11 protein-coding genes and 1 tRNA gene are annotated in these 15847 nt (G+C 59.1%); 5 read left to right on the plus strand and 7 right to left on the minus strand.

Features of this window, described 5'->3' with window-relative positions; genetic code table 11:
* Positions 1 to 156 precede the first annotated feature (156 nt).
* From K0U62_10515 to K0U62_10525, 3 genes are all read left to right on the plus strand, one after another.
* Entirely contained in the window at positions 157 to 564 is a 408-nt protein-coding gene (locus K0U62_10515) for a hypothetical protein (protein ID MCH9801943.1), read from the plus strand.
* A 178-nt stretch (positions 565 to 742) separates the two neighbouring features.
* Positions 743 to 3025, plus strand: coding sequence for a TOMM precursor leader peptide-binding protein (locus tag K0U62_10520; protein ID MCH9801944.1), 2283 nt, complete (start codon positions 743 to 745; stop codon positions 3023 to 3025).
* An 8-nt stretch (positions 3026 to 3033) separates the two neighbouring features.
* A complete protein-coding gene (locus K0U62_10525; protein MCH9801945.1) occupies positions 3034 to 4434 on the plus strand; it encodes a SagB family peptide dehydrogenase in 1401 nt (466 codons plus the stop codon).
* A 30-nt stretch (positions 4435 to 4464) separates the two neighbouring features.
* Here the strand turns inward: K0U62_10525 and K0U62_10530 are convergent, their stop codons facing one another.
* Genes K0U62_10530 through K0U62_10545 form a run of 4 tightly spaced genes read right to left on the minus strand, consistent with a single transcriptional unit; the run spans position 4465 to position 10948 of the window.
* Positions 4465 to 5007 (minus strand): ABC transporter ATP-binding protein, encoded by a 543-nt coding sequence (locus tag K0U62_10530; protein ID MCH9801946.1) that lies wholly within the window; start codon positions 5005 to 5007, stop codon positions 4465 to 4467.
* Positions 4997 to 7939, minus strand: a complete 2943-nt coding sequence (locus K0U62_10535) for an ATP-binding cassette domain-containing protein (GenBank protein ID MCH9801947.1) — start codon at positions 7937 to 7939, stop codon at positions 4997 to 4999. The genes K0U62_10530 and K0U62_10535 overlap by 11 nt, the downstream gene beginning before the upstream one ends.
* Entirely contained in the window at positions 7881 to 10121 is a 2241-nt protein-coding gene (locus K0U62_10540; GenBank protein MCH9801948.1) for a peptidase domain-containing ABC transporter, read from the minus strand. The genes K0U62_10535 and K0U62_10540 overlap by 59 nt, the downstream gene beginning before the upstream one ends.
* A complete protein-coding gene (locus tag K0U62_10545; GenBank protein ID MCH9801949.1) occupies positions 10118 to 10948 on the minus strand; it encodes a hypothetical protein in 831 nt (276 codons plus the stop codon). The genes K0U62_10540 and K0U62_10545 overlap by 4 nt, the downstream gene beginning before the upstream one ends.
* A gap of 162 nt (positions 10949 to 11110) precedes the next feature.
* On the opposite strand from K0U62_10545, the gene K0U62_10550 reads away from it, so the two are divergent.
* Positions 11111 to 12235, plus strand: coding sequence for an NAD(P)/FAD-dependent oxidoreductase (locus K0U62_10550; GenBank protein ID MCH9801950.1), 1125 nt, complete (start codon positions 11111 to 11113; stop codon positions 12233 to 12235).
* A gap of 195 nt (positions 12236 to 12430) precedes the next feature.
* On the opposite strand, the gene K0U62_10555 is transcribed toward K0U62_10550, so the two are convergent.
* Positions 12431 to 13171 carry a hypothetical protein gene (locus K0U62_10555; GenBank protein MCH9801951.1) on the minus strand — a complete coding sequence of 247 codons (741 nt, stop codon included), beginning with the start codon at positions 13169 to 13171 and terminating at the stop codon, positions 12431 to 12433.
* Positions 13172 to 13339: 168 nt separating this feature from the next.
* Between K0U62_10555 and K0U62_10560 the strand changes: the two genes are divergently transcribed.
* On the plus strand, positions 13340 to 14584 hold the full coding sequence (locus K0U62_10560) for a hypothetical protein (GenBank protein MCH9801952.1): 1245 nt from the start codon (positions 13340 to 13342) through the stop codon (positions 14582 to 14584).
* Between the two features lie 41 nt (positions 14585 to 14625).
* Here the strand turns inward: K0U62_10560 and K0U62_10565 are convergent, their stop codons facing one another.
* Positions 14626 to 15405, minus strand: coding sequence for a hypothetical protein (locus tag K0U62_10565; protein MCH9801953.1), 780 nt, complete (start codon positions 15403 to 15405; stop codon positions 14626 to 14628).
* Between the two features lie 235 nt (positions 15406 to 15640).
* A tRNA-Arg gene (locus tag K0U62_10570) sits at positions 15641 to 15713 on the minus strand.
* Positions 15714 to 15847: the final 134 nt, after the last annotated feature.

A 15847-nucleotide genomic window follows, 5' to 3' on the forward strand; every position in this document is an offset into this window, starting at 1 on the left:
TTGCTCGGGATGATCTTCCGCGAGTTAGTGGGACTAGCCGTGGCAAGTCCTGGTAAACACTGTTCGATTTTCGTAGTTTTGAGCGAAACTGGGCGTATCGGTTGCGATAGGTGTCTGGGCGGCGATTAAATCAAAGGGAATGAACTGGAGGTTCACATGGCAACCTGGGAACGCGCCGGAGGCGCCGCCACTGACCACAAGGACGACTACGCCGGTGAAGTGAACGACGCGATGCACAAAGTGATCGCTCGAGCATGGCACGATGCGTCGTTCAAGCAGGAGCTGATTAGCGAGCCCTACAAGGCATTTGCCGATGAGGGGGTGCACTGGCCGGACCACTATAAGGTGGAGTTCTACGACGACCCTTCGGCAAAGGTCGGTGACTGGACCAACGTTGGTCGCGGTCAAAACGGCATGCTGAAGGTGCCAATTCCGCCCGCACCGGGTGGTGGCAAGGTCAGCGATGACGATCTTGCTGCGATCGGTGGTGCCGGAACGGACTGTTGCTGCTGCACAGGCTTGTGTACATGCACCGGTGCCGTCAGCCACGACACTTGGTACTGACCCGATAACCGCTTTTTCGAGGGTGGCGGCGCCGTACGGTGCCGCCACCCTCGATTGCGTTAGATCTCAGACGTCGGCGGTGCGAGGCCCGATTATTCAGCGTTATCTGTCGCAAGCCAGAACGATTGCTAAACCCGCGATAGCGTAAGACTGCTTCCTACTGCTGCAAGGAGAAGTAATGGCCATTGATGTGCCGAGGTTCCGCTCCGACTATCACGTGTCTTCGATCCCCGGTCAGGGAATCTTCCTGCTGACCGAGGCGCTGCCTATCGTGTTGAACGGTGAAATCTATGAGGCGATCTGTCCATTGATTGACGGCCAACGCACGGCTAGCGAGATCGCAGCAGAGTTATCGGACAGTGTGAGTGCGGCCGAGGTCTATTACGGTCTGGCGAAATTGGAAGAACGAGGATTCATCGAGGAAGTGGTGGCTGCACTCGATCCGGGGGTCGCTGCGTTTTGGCGAGGTGTTGGGCAAGATCCGGAACAGGCATTGGCACGGTTGGCAGAGCAACCAGTACAACTCGTCACGCTCGGCGCCATCGATCGGGAACATACAGAAAATGTGCTTGCAGCCGCCGGCGTCCATCTTGCCGAGGATGGTTCCCGCACCGTTGTCTTCGCTGATGACTATCGATACCCGGAACTCGATGACATCGACGCGAAAATGTTCGCTAATGAAGGGTCCTGGGCGCTGGTCAAGCCCACCGGTATCTACCCGTGGGTTGGGCCGTTCCTGCAACCGGCGAACGGTGGTTGCCTGCGCTGCCTGATTGATCGAATCAACATGAACTACATGGCGGACACGTTCGTGTTGGAGCAGTCGCGCATCACACCGGTGACGGCTCGTGCCTACAACCAGGCCGGTGTTGCGGCGGTCTCGAACTTGGCAGCAGTGGAACTAGCGAAATGGATCGTGTCGGGGGAAAGCCACCTCGTCAATGAGTTGGTATCGCTGTCGATGAACACCATGCGGTTGGACCGACACTCGCTGACTCCGCGACCGCAATGCCGCCGGTGTGGTGAGCCCGACTACCGGGAACGTCGCACCAAGTTCCGTGAGCCCACCTCGATCGACTTTCAGTCCCGGCCGCATTTGCATATCAGTGACGGCGGTCACCGTACTGCCACTGCCGAGGAGACGCTGGAGCGATATTCGCATCTAGTCAGTCCGATTACTGGTGTGGTGTCGCGATTGGAGAGCGTGGCGCAGCAAGACCACCCATTGGTGCATGCATATTCCGCCAGCCACAACTGGGCAACTCATCCAGACAGCCTGTCCTTCATGCGGCACACATTGCGCTCCCAAAGTGGTGGCAAAGGCACCTCGGAAATCCAGGCCAAAGTTGGCGCGATGGCCGAGGCGTTTGAGCGCTACAGCGGGGTGTTCCGGGCCGATGAAATCCGCAAGCGGGCGACGCTAGCGGAGATGGAGGCCGAGGGGCTGGAAATTCTGCTGCCGCAGGAGATTCTGCTGTTCAGTGATTCGCAATACCAGCGGCGGGCGGACATCAACGCTGAGGGAAATAGTTTCCAGATTGTGCCGGAACCGTTCAACCCCGAAATGCCTGCGGATTGGTCGCCAGTATGGGCCCCCACTTCAGATCGTTTCGTGTGGTTGCCGACGGGTCTGCTGTATTACTCGTACAGCAAGCTGGCGCCGCATGACACTCCCAACCGGCTGGCTTACTACGCCGATTCCAATGGCTGCGCAGCGGGAAACAGCAAAGAGGAGGCAGCTCTGCAAGGTCTGTTGGAACTCGTAGAGCGCGACGCAGTTGCCACCTGGTGGTACAACCAGGTGCAGCGCCCACAGGTAAATCTCGACGACCTCGATATTCCGTATCTGGCACAGTTGCGTGATTGGCTGGACTCCGAGGGTCGGGACCTGTGGGTGCTCGACATCACCAACGACATTGGTATTCCATCCTTTGCTGCGGTATCGCGGATTCGCGAACCTGCGGACGATGGCAGTGAAAAAATCGTGGTCGGCTTCGGTTCCCATCTGGATCCGCGAGTCGGAATCATGCGAGCAGTAACCGAGGTGAATCAATTCTTCGCGAGTCTGTTTGCCTTAGGTGAACAGGACTTGAGTCGTGCTTTCGACCCGGGTGCGGTGGATTGGTGGGAGAACGCTTCTACCAGTGAAAAGAAGTATCTGCTGCCGCTTGATCAACCAGGCGTGAGGTTCGAGGACATCCCGAACCTTGCCAGTGACGATCTACTTACCGAGTTGAACACTGCTATCGAGATGGTGGAAGCGCGTGGGTTGGAAGTGCTGTTGCTGGATCAGACTCGGCCTGATGTGGAGTTCCCGGTGATCAAAGCACTTGTGCCGGGGATGCGTCACTTCTGGTCCAGGCTGGCTCCGGGGCGACTCTTTGATGTGCCGGTGGAGTTGGGCTGGCTGCCAGAGCCGCTGGCTGAGGGTGAACTCAACAAAACGCCGATCTTCTTCTAGGGACGGGTATGCCGACGACTACTTTGCGATTCGCCGCAGGCAACGAACTCGTCGAAGCTGATGGGCAGGTGGTGCTGAACACTCCCCGTGGTCCGGTGCGCTTCAGTGATCTGTCGCAGACCCAGGCATTGGCCTTGAAGCTTCTGCAGCAGGGAGGAACGGAGCGCGATCTCGTCGACGCCATGCCGGAGGCGGAGGAGCAGATCTGGGCACGAATGATCGTCAATCGCCTGATCGGATTAGGGGTGGTCGTTAGAGAGTTGGCCGGACTTATTCGTATCGAAGTTATCGGTGATGGCTACCGCGGCAACGGCCGCATCCTGCCAGACGACCAAGAGTTCCAGTTGAGCAGATTCAGCTACCTGCATCGTGATGGCGACGCGCTGGTACTGGAGTCACCGCGCTCGCTCGTGCGAATCCTGATTCTGGATGCTGCGACAGTGATGCCAGTGCTCGGTGGGATCGGCGCTCCGACCACGGTGGCGCAACTGCGTTCGATCGATGACACTGCGGAGCCGCTAGTTCAAGCACTGTTTCAGGAAGGCTTCCTAGAGCCGACCGCACCACCACCGGCGGGCAACCTGGAGGCGGCAGCGTTGCAGGAGTGGTCCTTCCATGACCTGTTGTTTCACTCACGATCCCGCCAAGGCCGCCATCGTTATCCGTATGGCGCCAGTTACCGGTTTGAGGGAGTTCGCGAGCCACTGCCTGCGGTCGCGGAGGTACCGGAGGGCGCTGGGACGGTGTCGCTGCCACGTCCTGATCTGGATGAGTTGCGGCACAACGATCCCAGTTTCATCGATGTAGTGGAGCAGCGGCGCAGTTGGCGCAGCACCGGTCCGGAGCCGCTCACGCTGGCGCAACTCGGTGAGTTCCTGTTTCGTGCCGCCCGAGTGCGTGGCCGGAGGGGCACCGAACATGAGGAAATCAGCAATCGACCCTATCCCGGTGGTGGCGCCGACTACGAACTTGAGATTTACCTGCTGGTGAATCGGGTGACTGATGTTGAACGCGGGCTGTACCGCTATGACCCGCTAGGCCATCAACTGGTGCATGTCAGCGATTGGACGGATTTGGTGCAGGCGGTGGCGGTGGACACTTGCCGGAAAGCGCCACCAGGGGAAATCCCGGATGTGCAGTTCGCGATCACGGCCCGGATGATGCGGCTGACCTACAAGTACGACTCGATTCCCTACTCCGTGGCGCTGAAAGATGTTGGGGTACTGCTCCAGAACTTCTACCTGTGTGGCACTGCTATGGGATTGGCCCCGTGTGCGGTGGGTGGCGGCAATAGCGAGTTATTTGCGACTGCCGCTGGTCTGTCGCCGTTCGTAGAACCGCAGATCGGTGAGTTCCTGTTAAACACTCAAAACCCCGCTGAGAGTGGTGACGTTCCCGGTACCTGGTAGTTCGATCGCGCGCTAGTCGGCGGCGCCGTCCTAGCCACGCAGTCGTTCCATGGTGGCGTGCTGAATCGCGAGGAAGTCGATATCAGCCACGGGAGTATTCCGGCAGTTGCCATCAGTCACGACAACGGCGCTAGCTAGTGACCGCTCCACCCATCGATGTTCATGCGTCACCAGTACTGCCGTCATCCCCTCATCGGCTGCGGCCAGCAGCCGGTCGTGGATCGCGGCGGTGACCTCTGGTGCGATGGCTTTGGTGGGCTCATCCAGCAGGAGCGCGGCCGGCGATTGCTCGAGCAGGTGATCGATCTCGGCTAGCCGAGCGGCGCCGGTTCGAGACGACCAATCTTGACCATGGATCGGATAATCGCCGCCACAAAGTTCCCCGTTGACCTCTCCGGCTGTGGGCTGGATCTGCTCGGCGAGCACCTTCAGTAGGGTGCTTTTCCCCGCACCGGAGGCACCGATGATTGCGGTGACCGTGCCTTGCGAAATCTCCAGATTGACGTCGGTCAGCACCCGCTTGCGGTCAAGGTCAGCGGCGACGCCTTGCAGCGTCCAAGCGTTAGTGGTCACTGGCGTCGTCAGTGGCCGAGGATGAATCAGCGTCGGTGCTGTCGGTGCTGTCGGTGCTGTCGGACTGCGACTCGGGCGAGGGTTCGGCCTTGGCGTGCTTAGCGGCCTTGGTGCTCGACCCGTCCGCTGACTTGCTGCTGGTTTTCTTTGAGCCGGCTGACTGATCGGATGATGACTTCGCGTTCTCGGTGGTATCCCCGGCAGCAGACTTACTCTTATTCTTACTCGCGCTCTTCTTATGGTCACCGCCACCGCCACCGCTGGCAGCGCTGGTCGAGTCCTTCTGATGGGTGGCCTCGCCGGTTGTGCCAGCCGAGTCGTCGTCGGCGGGAGCAGCAGGAGGTGAATCACCACCTGCCGCCTCGGCTTGGTCCTCGTGGAAGCCGGTGAGATCTCGCTTAGCCAGTTTGGCGAACTCGCCCTTCTTGGCCATGAGTTCGGTGTAGGTGCCCTCTTCGACCACGCGACCGGCATCAATCACCAGGATTCGGTCAGCGCTCTCGATAGTGGAGAGACGGTGAGCAACAATGATTCGAGTCGCACCCAGTGCGTTCATCGCGGCGGTGACTTTCGCCTGTGCGACATTGTCCAGCGCACTGGTGGCCTCATCCATGATGATGATCGAGGGATTTCGCACCAACGCCCGAGCCAACAGAATGCGCTGCGCCTGACCGCCGGAAATCAGCGATGGATCGACCAGGGTGTGCATCCCCATCGGCATCGCCCGGATGTCATCAGCCAGCGCCGCTGATTCTGCAGCCTGCCACGCGGCCCCTTCGTCATAACCAGCGCCACCCATGATGTTCTGCATCATGGTTGCCCGCATGATCTGACCGTTCTGCACCACGACCCCCATCTGTCGGCGCACGAGATCTGGATCTAGGTCGGACAGCGGACGTTCGTCAAAGAGGATTTGGCCGTCCTCTGGTGAGTCAAAACCCAGCAACAACCGGATCGTGGTGGATTTTCCCGAGCCGGAGGGGCCGGTAAGGGCAACCATTTCGCCGGGCTTGACATGAAAGCTCAGGTTGTCCAGCACGATGGGGGTGTTCTTCTCGTACCGATAGCGGACCTTGGTGAGCTGAATGTCACCGGTCAATCGACCGGGATCGGACTTGTCGGAGGTTACCGCCGGGACGTCGTCCATGATCGGGCGCAATAGTCGGAAAATTGGTGCAGCCGAACCAATGGGGAGCAGGACTGAGGTCAGCGCGGTCAGTGCACCGAAACTCGCGCCGAACGCGCTGAGCAGCGCGAGGAAGGTTGCGGATGAGACGTCAGGGGTCCCCGGCCCGGATCGGGTCTTAATCATGAAAATGAACAGGGCGGTGGCGAAACTGGTGGCGAACAGTGTCCACCCTTGGACTTTTCCGAAGACATTGGTCATCCGCGAGATGGCCACAACCTGATCGCGGACCAGATCGAGATAGCGGCCCTGCATTCTGGTCGTGGCTCCCGCAAGACGCACCTTACTGATGCCCGACAGCACCTGGATGACCCAAGAGGTCGAGGTCAACTGTGCGGTGATGGATTGCCAGTACAGCTTTTGCACTGTCCGAACCGCAAAGATCCCGATGACCACGGTCACGATAATGACGACTAGCCCGGCCAGCCCGAGCGCAAAATCGTAGTAGAACATCAAACCGATGTTGACCAGGGCGAAGACCGCGGCGAGTACACCGCCGATCACCTGCACGTTGATGATCTGTTGGAAGGCGTCCACGGCCATGACTCGTACGGAGAGGTCACCGGAGGAGAACTTCTGGAAAAACGCCACCGGCATAGCGAGTACTCGATCCCAGAAGGCAGTCTGCACCCGCTCGATAGCGCGCTGGGAGATTCGAGACATGGCTCGGTACTGCACGAAGGAGAAGACCCCGGCGGCTAGCGCAGCCGCAGTCAGTGCCACCCCTGCCTGAACCAGCAGGTTGGTGTCTTGGTTGGGGACGATGGAGCCGAGGACAACGTTGGTCAGGATCGGAGTCAACAGGCCGATAACGGCCACGACCGCAGCCAGACCGATGGTCCACAGCCATTCCCGCCGCATACCTGAAACTGCCAGCCGGGCCACATCCCTGCTGGTCACTGGCCGATCGCGATCCAGGGTTGGGTAGAACTGCATCGCATTTTCGTTCAGGTCCGCAGCTCGGTCGGGTGTCAGCGGCGTACCCGGGTCGAGCGGGCCGGTGCGAAGGAGGTATCCCTTGCCGCCTGGGATCAACGCCACCGGGGTGCCGTCGTTCAGTGACTGGTCGAGAGCCAAGAAGGCGTGAGCTCGAGGCTGCTGCCAGTTCCCGGTCAGCTTCACCGGCCGGACCCTGATCCCGGAGGCATGAGCAATCCCTTGGAGTTGCTGCATCAGGTCGCTGTCTTTCGGGGTGCTCACCGGCCGACGAACGGTGAACCCTTCGAATTCACCGACCAGTCGAATCACCGCCGTGAGCGAGTCATCGGCGGGCTCGTCGAGATCCTCGGATGGATTCTTGATGGCCAATGCCGCTCGGCGGTAGGACCGATCCAGGTTCTTGGTGTCAGCTTGGTAGGCCTGCTGGCTGATGTTTCGTCGCTCGGTGAAGTAGGCAGTGACTGTTTGTTGGTAGAAGTCGGCAAGATCTGAGCCAGTCTGATAGTTCACCGCGGCCAGTGATTCCAGGTATTTGCTGGCATCAGGAGTACCGCTGATTGTTGTACGGCTGATGCTGGCACCGATACGCGGCACCACCAGCAAACTCGTGTGATCGGCTCCCGGCACTAGTGCAGGAGCAGTCAACGTCACCAACGGCACCAAGGTTCCGGAATCAGCTTTGACAAAGATGTCAGCAACTCCGGCATCGAGTGATGCGGCGGTTGTCGCATCGGTCAGCAGGATGGCATCACGTTCCGACATTGCCGCCATCACCCGCCTCAGCGACGAGTCGGAAATACTCGCCATGTGCCGCTAGGAGTTCCTCGTGGGTGCCCCGTTCCAAGACCACGCCACCGCGGCCCAAGACCACGATCTCGTCAGAGTCGCGAATCGTGGACAACCGGTGAGCGATGATCAGACATGTGAGTCCTGACGCTCGCAAGGCATCATCCACCAAGGCTTCCGAGGTGGTATCCAAAGCTGACGTGGCCTCATCCAAGATCATGATCCGGGGTCGGGTGGCTAGCGCCCGAGCGATCTCGAGCCGCTGACATTGGCCACCGGAGAAGTTACGGCCGTCCTCGGAAACGTGGGTGTTGATGCCACCGGTTCGCGCCAAGACATCGGGAAGTATTTGCGCGCCACGCAGCGCCTCGATCACGTAGTCATCGGGAACGGCATCGTTCCACAGTGTCACGTTCTGTTTGACGGTGCCCTCGAACAACACGATGGTTTGGTCGACCTTGGCCAGCACGCCAGACAAACTGCCCTCTTTATAGTCGGTGATCGACTTGCCGTCTACGAGCACTTCACCGCTCCAGGGGCGCAGCAGTCCTGCTGCCAGATTCCCGATCGTGCTTTTTCCTGCTCCGCTGACACCGACGAGTGCGACTCGTGCCCCGGGTTTCAGATCGATACTGAAGTTGTCGATGACCGGGGCTCGCGTGGTGCTGTAGCCGAAGGTCACATTCTTCAACTCCAGATGACCTGCCGGTTTGTCAGGTTGCGCGTTGCCAGCCTCGGTCAGTTGCGGATCTTCCGCCACTTTCAAGACATCGTCGAGCGATTGCAGATTCGCGGTGATGACCTGCAACTGGGATCCGGTGCTCATCAGGGTTTGGATTGGGGAGTTGATGTTGATGGCGATGGTCTGCATCGCGAGCAAGGCGCCAAACGAAAACTCGCCGGCGATCACTAGCGCTCCGCCGAGAATGAGGATCGTGGCGCTGCTGAGCGAAAACAGTGTGGTGGGTGCCGAGCCAATCACCGCTGTGGAGTTCACCAGTCGAGTCTCAGCAGAAATGTATTGCGACTGCTGGCCGGACAGTGAAGTGAAGATGTCGTCTTCGGTGCCAGTCGACTTGATGGTTTCAATGCTGCGCACCGCCGATACCGTGGTGCCGCGGAGGTTGTTTTGGGCGTGAGTCACGAGTGACTGCGCACTTCGCCGCCGCGACAGTACGACCTGCAAGATCACCACGTTGATCAAGGACAGCAGCACGACTAGCAGTGCGATCAGCCACTGGTAGTAGAAGAGCAAGATGACGAACCCGATCAGGCCGATGATCGCAATCCCCGCAGAGGCCAACTGGGTGGCCAGGAGTTGCGCGACGCCAACGTTGTAGGTGACCCGCTGCGAGAGGTCGCCCGCAGCCCGCTGCATGTAGAACAGCATCGGCATGCGGAGCAGGTGATCGAGGAATTTCGCACTGCCCACGAGCGAGAACTTCACTTGTAATCGTGTGAGTACGCCGTACTGCGTGATGGCTAGCCCGCCGCGCAACAACCCAATCGCGATCAGGGCGGTGATCACCGTCGGGACAATATTGTCGTCGCCTGCGGTGAAGTAGTCGTTGACGATTAGTTCGGACAGTGGCGGCAAGGCCAGGCCAAGCAGCATGACCAGCAGGCCGATGATGATGGCGAAGGCGGTTCCCCGCAGGCTGTGTCGCAGCCAAGCGCCCAAGGCGGGAATCACCCGGAACGGATGCCCGGTCTTTTTGAAATCCGGTCCAGGTGAGAACCACAGCACGGCATCGGAGAACTGTTCTTCCATTTGCTGCGCAGTGAACCGATAGCGACCGCTACCTGGATCGTTGATGTAGTACTTGCCGTCGTGCGCACCTTCCAGTACCACGAAGTGCGATCGCCGAATCCAGATGATCGCGGGAACCTGGACCCCCTGCAGCTTGTCGAAGCCACCGACAGCGCCGTCGGCCTTCAGCCCATACTTTTCTGCTCCTTTGACGATGTCGAGGGCGGTAGCGCCATCGCGTGAGATACCCAGGGTGTGGCGCAAGTCAGACAGTGGCACCCACTTGCCGTAATGGGCCAACACCATCGCCAGCGATGCGGCACTGCACTCCACCTCCGACATCTGGTTGATGGTGGGAACTGCCGCCCGTTTGGGTTTGGTCACCACCTGCGTCGGTGACACCGTCGGTGTGGGATTCGGGGATGCCGCTGCGGTGGCGTCCGATTGACTCATTCTTGGTCCCCGAAGAGCAGTTCAATCGGATGCGGTTCTGAGTAGCGGTTCAACACGGTGACTATTTGTCCCACGGCCGGAAGGTCGCTGGCAGAGACGTCGGCGTCATCAGCCACCACTACCGTCACCTGATGCAGTGGCAGATCCTCACCCCGAGTGAGTAACCCCAGTCGATCCTCGCCACCGGCCAAGACCGCTATCGAGTCTTGATTAGTCGGGGAGGTGGCGACGAATGTTACCTTGCCCGGCAGTTCCTGGGATTTGCCAGCCGATGTCGTGTAACTGATGGTGAGGCTCTCGGGGTCGTTGTAGAGCGTGGCGACTTCCTGGCTGGTAAAGAGAATGAAACTCAGGTTTGCGGCATCGGTGACCGCGCCGGTGACGGTCAGGAGTTTGCTACCCGCGTCCACTCCGGTGCCACTCTCGCCGCTGAGGTTGGAGACGGTCCCGGCCAATGGTGCGCTGACCTTGATGGTGTCGCTTCCGTTGAAGGAGGTGACTTCCGCGAGGGCGTCTCCTTCTTTCACTTGGTCGCCGTCCGAGACCGCAAACGAGACAGTCCCCGCCTGTGGTGCGGAGACTTCTCGCACTTTCGTTGGATCAGAGGTAATTCCGTACTGCTCGGTCTGCTGTGGGACAGTGCCAAACAACGCCCACACTAGGCCGGCAGCGAAAGCGACCAAAACGACGCTCAGCGCGATCCATTTGCCGACCGTCGTAGTCGACACCACTTCATCGAGGGCGTCGGCGGATTGGTAGGTCTTGTGCAGCGGGTGGCTGCTGTGCTCCTGCTGTGCGGAACTGCTGGTTTGTGGACTTGTGGACACAGGCACAGCCTATTGCCCGCGATCAGCGGAAGCAGTGAATGCGACAACTGATGCACCGATTGATGTCTGTGGATGAGCCTGGCCCGTTGGCGCTGGGACGTTGCTGCGGAGTCCACACGATTGCTGTTTGGCTCTTCGAGGCTCGCCACATACCCTGGGGGTATGAGGATCGTGGTGCTCGGTGCGGGATTTGGTGGGCTGGAGCTAGCAGCGGTGTTGTCCGATGAGTTCGGCGAAGACCTAGATTTGACGCTGATCGACGCGGCGGACAGTTTCATCTTTGGCTTCAGCAAACTCGATGTGGTGTTTGGTCGACAAACTCCAGCGGCGGTCCGCACGCCTTACAGCCAGTTGAACAAGCCGGGCGTTCGGTTTGTTCAGGATCGGGTGGTCGCTATTGATCCGGAAACTCGGGCTACCCGCACTGAAGGTGGTGAGTACCCGGCGGACATCCTCGTTGTTGCCTTAGGAGCCAACATTCATCCCGAGGCGACTCCCGGTCTGGTCGAAAGTGGGCACGAGTTCTACTCGATCCCCGGCGCCTTTGCGTTACGAGACGTCATGGCGGATTTCGCGGGCGGCAAGGTAGTAGTGGGAGTCTGTTCGACTCCGTTCAAATGTCCACCCGCACCGAGTGAATCAGTCTTGCTGACACACGACTACCTCACCGAGCGAGGCCTGCGAGACCAGTCCGAAATCACGCTGGTCATGCCATTTGGGCGGCCGGTGCCGCCGTCGCCTGACGCTTCTGCGGCCCTGATGACGGCATTCGCTGAACGAGACATCCGATTCGTACCCAAGACCGTAGTGCGCTCGGTAGATCCCAAGCGTCGGGTGGCGGTCACTGCGGATGGCGACGAACTGTCCTTTGATCTGTTCCTTGGGATTCCTACACATCGAGTGCCTGAGGTAGTGGCGGCGTCAGGCATGACGGAAGATGGCTGGATTCCGGTGGATCCGTTGACGATGGAAACAAAGTTTCCCGGGGTATATGCGCTGGGCGACTGCACCAGTGTCGGTACCCCCAAGGCCGGAGTCTTTAGTGAAGGCCAGGCCAAGATTGCCGCCACCCGGATTGCTGATGTTATTCGCGATGAACAGCCGCAGGCTGAATACGACGGCCATGGAATTTGTTACGTGGAATTCGGTCACGGCTCGGTAGCGAAAGTTGACGTCACATTCATGGCCGGGCAGCGTCCGGTCGGAGGGATAGCGGGCCCGTCGCCTGACTTTCTGGCCGACAAGGAAGAGTTCGGTTCGAGTCGGCTGCAGCGCTGGTTCGGGTAGCCGCTGAAACCAATCTTTGCGGGATCGAGTCGGTGGAGCTGAAGCTCTTGGTCGACCCGTCCTATGCCATGCCGCTGGTAGCAAATCCTGCGGCTCGGGCTAAACCCGCGCCCAACGGGGCGCTACGTTCCGTTGACAGCAATCTCGCTGGTGGGTTTCGAGATTATCGATCGAAACCCACCAGCGAGTAACTTGCTACTTCGGGCAGCTGGGGCCCTTCTTTTTGGCCCGCCAGGTCTGTTTCCATTTGGCGGGATCAGCAGTCTGGTACTGGGCGGTAATCACGACCTTGATCTTCACCTTGCTGCATTGCGGCGTAGCAACGACTTTGGCGGTGGTGGGATCGTTCTTCTTTTTTTCCACTGCGGCGCAGGTCTTCTTCTTGGCCTTCTTTCCCTTGACCTTGCTGCCGTTGGCCTTACACACCATCTTGACCTTGGTGATCTCGCCATTCGTGACAGCGGCTCGAACGAGTTTGGCCTTCTTGTCGATCTTGATTTTCTTATCCACTGACTTGCCGTCTACCGCCAAGGTGGTCTCTGCGGGTGTCGGGTTGTTGGGATCGTTCGGATCGTCGGTTTGGACCGGCTGCCAACTCGGCTCGTCGCCCAGTAGTCCAGTCAGTTCTCGTGTGGCAGCGGCATTATTCGGGTCGAAGATAATCAGTTGTGGTTGCCGAGCGTTGGGATCCTCTGCGGCGGCCACAATCCGGGTGCCGTCTGGAGACCAGGCTGCATCCCACGCATCCGGCCACACCGGAGTCATGGCACCTGCTCCGTCTCCGGCTAGCTGCCACACCTTGCGAACCGGATTGCCCTGGGAGAAGTCCACGCCACTCACAATCAATCGCTGGCCATCCGGTGACCAGTCAAAGCTTGTTTCATCAATCAAGCCACTGGTGAAGATCAGCTGTGGGTTAGAACCGTCAACTCCCATCCGGTAGAGGTCGTTGGTAGCGCCGTTCCGCAGCAGTGCCCCGATAGCGCTGCCGTCTGGGTACCAGGCGGGTGATTCGATCTGGTCCCTAGTGGGTACGTACAGTCGCTGCGCTGGACCGGTGCCGTTGGCGGGAATCTTCCACAGTGAGGTGTAGGTGATCTCCGGTTGATTGGCGACTCGCTGGTCGTAGTCAGCCCTGATGTATGCGATCCAGTTGCCATCAGGGGACCAGGATGGCTGCAGGTAGTTGAGGTCGTTTTCCGCCGCAATCAGAGTAGTGACCCCAGTGCCGTTCGCATTCATGACCATGAGCGAACCTTCTTCGGAGTAGGTCAACTTCTTTCCGTTGGGCGACCAGTCCGGATCGACTGCACGCTCGGGGCGGGCCCCAACGCCGTTGAGTTACAGCCGGTCACCGCGGAAATCTCTCCAGCGGAGTCGCTGTCCAAAGCGGTCGGGCCATTCCCGGTAGGAGCGGTCTGCAAGGTCTATGAAACCGACAACGGTGATGCCACGGGACCCGCGCCGGGGCTCATCGACACTGTCGTGATCACTCCCGAGGGCTCGCCTCCCGTTGAGGTGGATGTGGACAATAAGTTCCCATCGGGCCGGGTGTCCGTGGCAAAGGTTGTGGACGGAACTGCTGCTGATCAGGTCGCCAAGAGCGAGTTCACCCTTCACGTGAAATGTTCACGCAGTCTCACCGCAGGTGGCAGTGAAAAGATCTTCGACAAGAAAGTGAAGCTCAAGAGTGGGCAGTCGAAAGCCTTCAAGAAAGCACTTCCCATCGGTGCGAAGTGCTGGGCTACTGAACCGAAAGACGGTGGCGCCACCCGTACTCAGATTGATAATGACTCGAAGGCCAATGCAGTAGTGATTACCGAAGCCGCTTCCGCAATCGATGTGATCGCAACGAACTCGTTTAACGATGCGGAGCTCATCGTGGAAAAGCAAGTTAATGGCGGCAACCCCGACACGGTGGGTCCGTTCACCTTCGCAGTGGAGTGCACGCTGGCCAAAACCAAGGTGCTGCTTCCCGGAAAGGATCGCCAGTTCCGGTTAGCCGCCAACGAGCACAGGGTGATTGCTGTCCCCAAGGGTTCCACGTGTGAAGTTCGCGAGACCGATAATGGCGGTGCATCGCGGGTTGTGATTTCTGACTCCGATAGTTCGTCCAAGCAAGGCAGCAGCGACGGGATCGTGACGGTCAACAAGAAAGAGACCGTCATCGTCACCAATGACTTCACCGCCGGACCTGGTGGCGGCAGTGGTGGAAACACTCCAGCCAACACCGGTAGTCAGTACGTCATGGGCATTACCTGGGCGGCGCTGCTGCTGCTGGGAGTAGGAGTGGGTCTCATCCGCTACCGCGGCCGCAAGTCCTGGTGGGACGCGCCGATCCAGTTGTAGTTAGCTGTTCGGGAGTTACTCCGGCCAGTTCGCACCTGGAGTTAGGAGCCGGTGGCCGGTTCCTCGATGAAGCCGCGAGCAACGTCTGCGAGTTCGCTCAATGAGCTGATATCGATCCCGAGTGGTGCAGTGAACGGGTGGGAAATCCAGATCATGACCGCTAATGCCAGCGTCAGTACGCATACCCATCCGAACAGCAGCCAGGGTCGCTCCTCATCACTCAAGCTTGCGCCCATGAAGACTGCCACGAACAAGGTGGAGATCATGATCAGTGCCATCATCACGGGAGGTAAGACTCGATTGGAAACGGACAACAACTCACCGCGATTCTCGGCCAAATTCGTTACTGAGTCTTCGATCAGAGAAATCTGAATCTTTTGGCCAGTACCTGGATCTTCAATCGCGGCACTTGCGGCTTGTTGGAGCTCACGAAAACTGTCCACGGAGGGTGCGGGAAAGACGTTTCCCTGCGCAAAGAATGTGAAGTCTTCTTCAGTCGTGGTGTCTAGGTAGTTCGCCACGCTTGCCAGGAGCCGATTCTTGTCCTGAACATTCTCCAGGTCGAGTGACGCGACGATGAGTTCATCCGCGGCAACAAACTGGGCATCTACCGCAGACTGGCCGGCAGTGAAAGTATTCCAACTCATAGTGATGCCGAAGCCAATGAGCACGAATAACCCCGTGGCGGTGGCTGACGTTAGTTTGTTGCTATAACGCGCGACCTGGGTTTGCCGTTCCTGGGAAGTTCGTTTTCTGGCGATCGCGCGGGATCCAGCAGCGAACGCTGCCATGACGATGAACCAGACGAGGGGGAACAGCACCCATGGAGGAGAAACTGGTAGGACACTATCCAAGGTCTTGTTCCTTCCTTGGGATTCTGGCCAACGTGAGAACTGAGTGTGGCATCAAATGCTCTTAGTTTTCAGGTCGTCGTGGCACGAGTTGGATGATCGTCGCGGGTCCAAGGGTCGGCTGATGGGTATGTCTCTTGACGGGGTAGCTGCGGCGAGTGCACCGACAACCGCTACGGATCATCGGGATAGCTTCGCCTTTACGTGCGCCCGGAGGGATTCGAACCCCCAACCTACCGGGTAGAAACCGGTTGCTCTATCCATTGAGCTACGGGCGCTGGGTGCGTGCCAATAACCGTGCTCATAACGCTGCTCATAACCTGCGTCATGGGTTGATTGACACCGAGGTTTAGTGTGCCACGGGTGCCAGGCGTGGGGGAGTAGGTCCTAGGGGTTCGCTGTGGGGTCAGAG

It is taken from the genome of Actinomycetes bacterium (assembly GCA_022599915.1).
Taxonomy (GTDB): Bacteria; Actinomycetota; Actinomycetes; order S36-B12.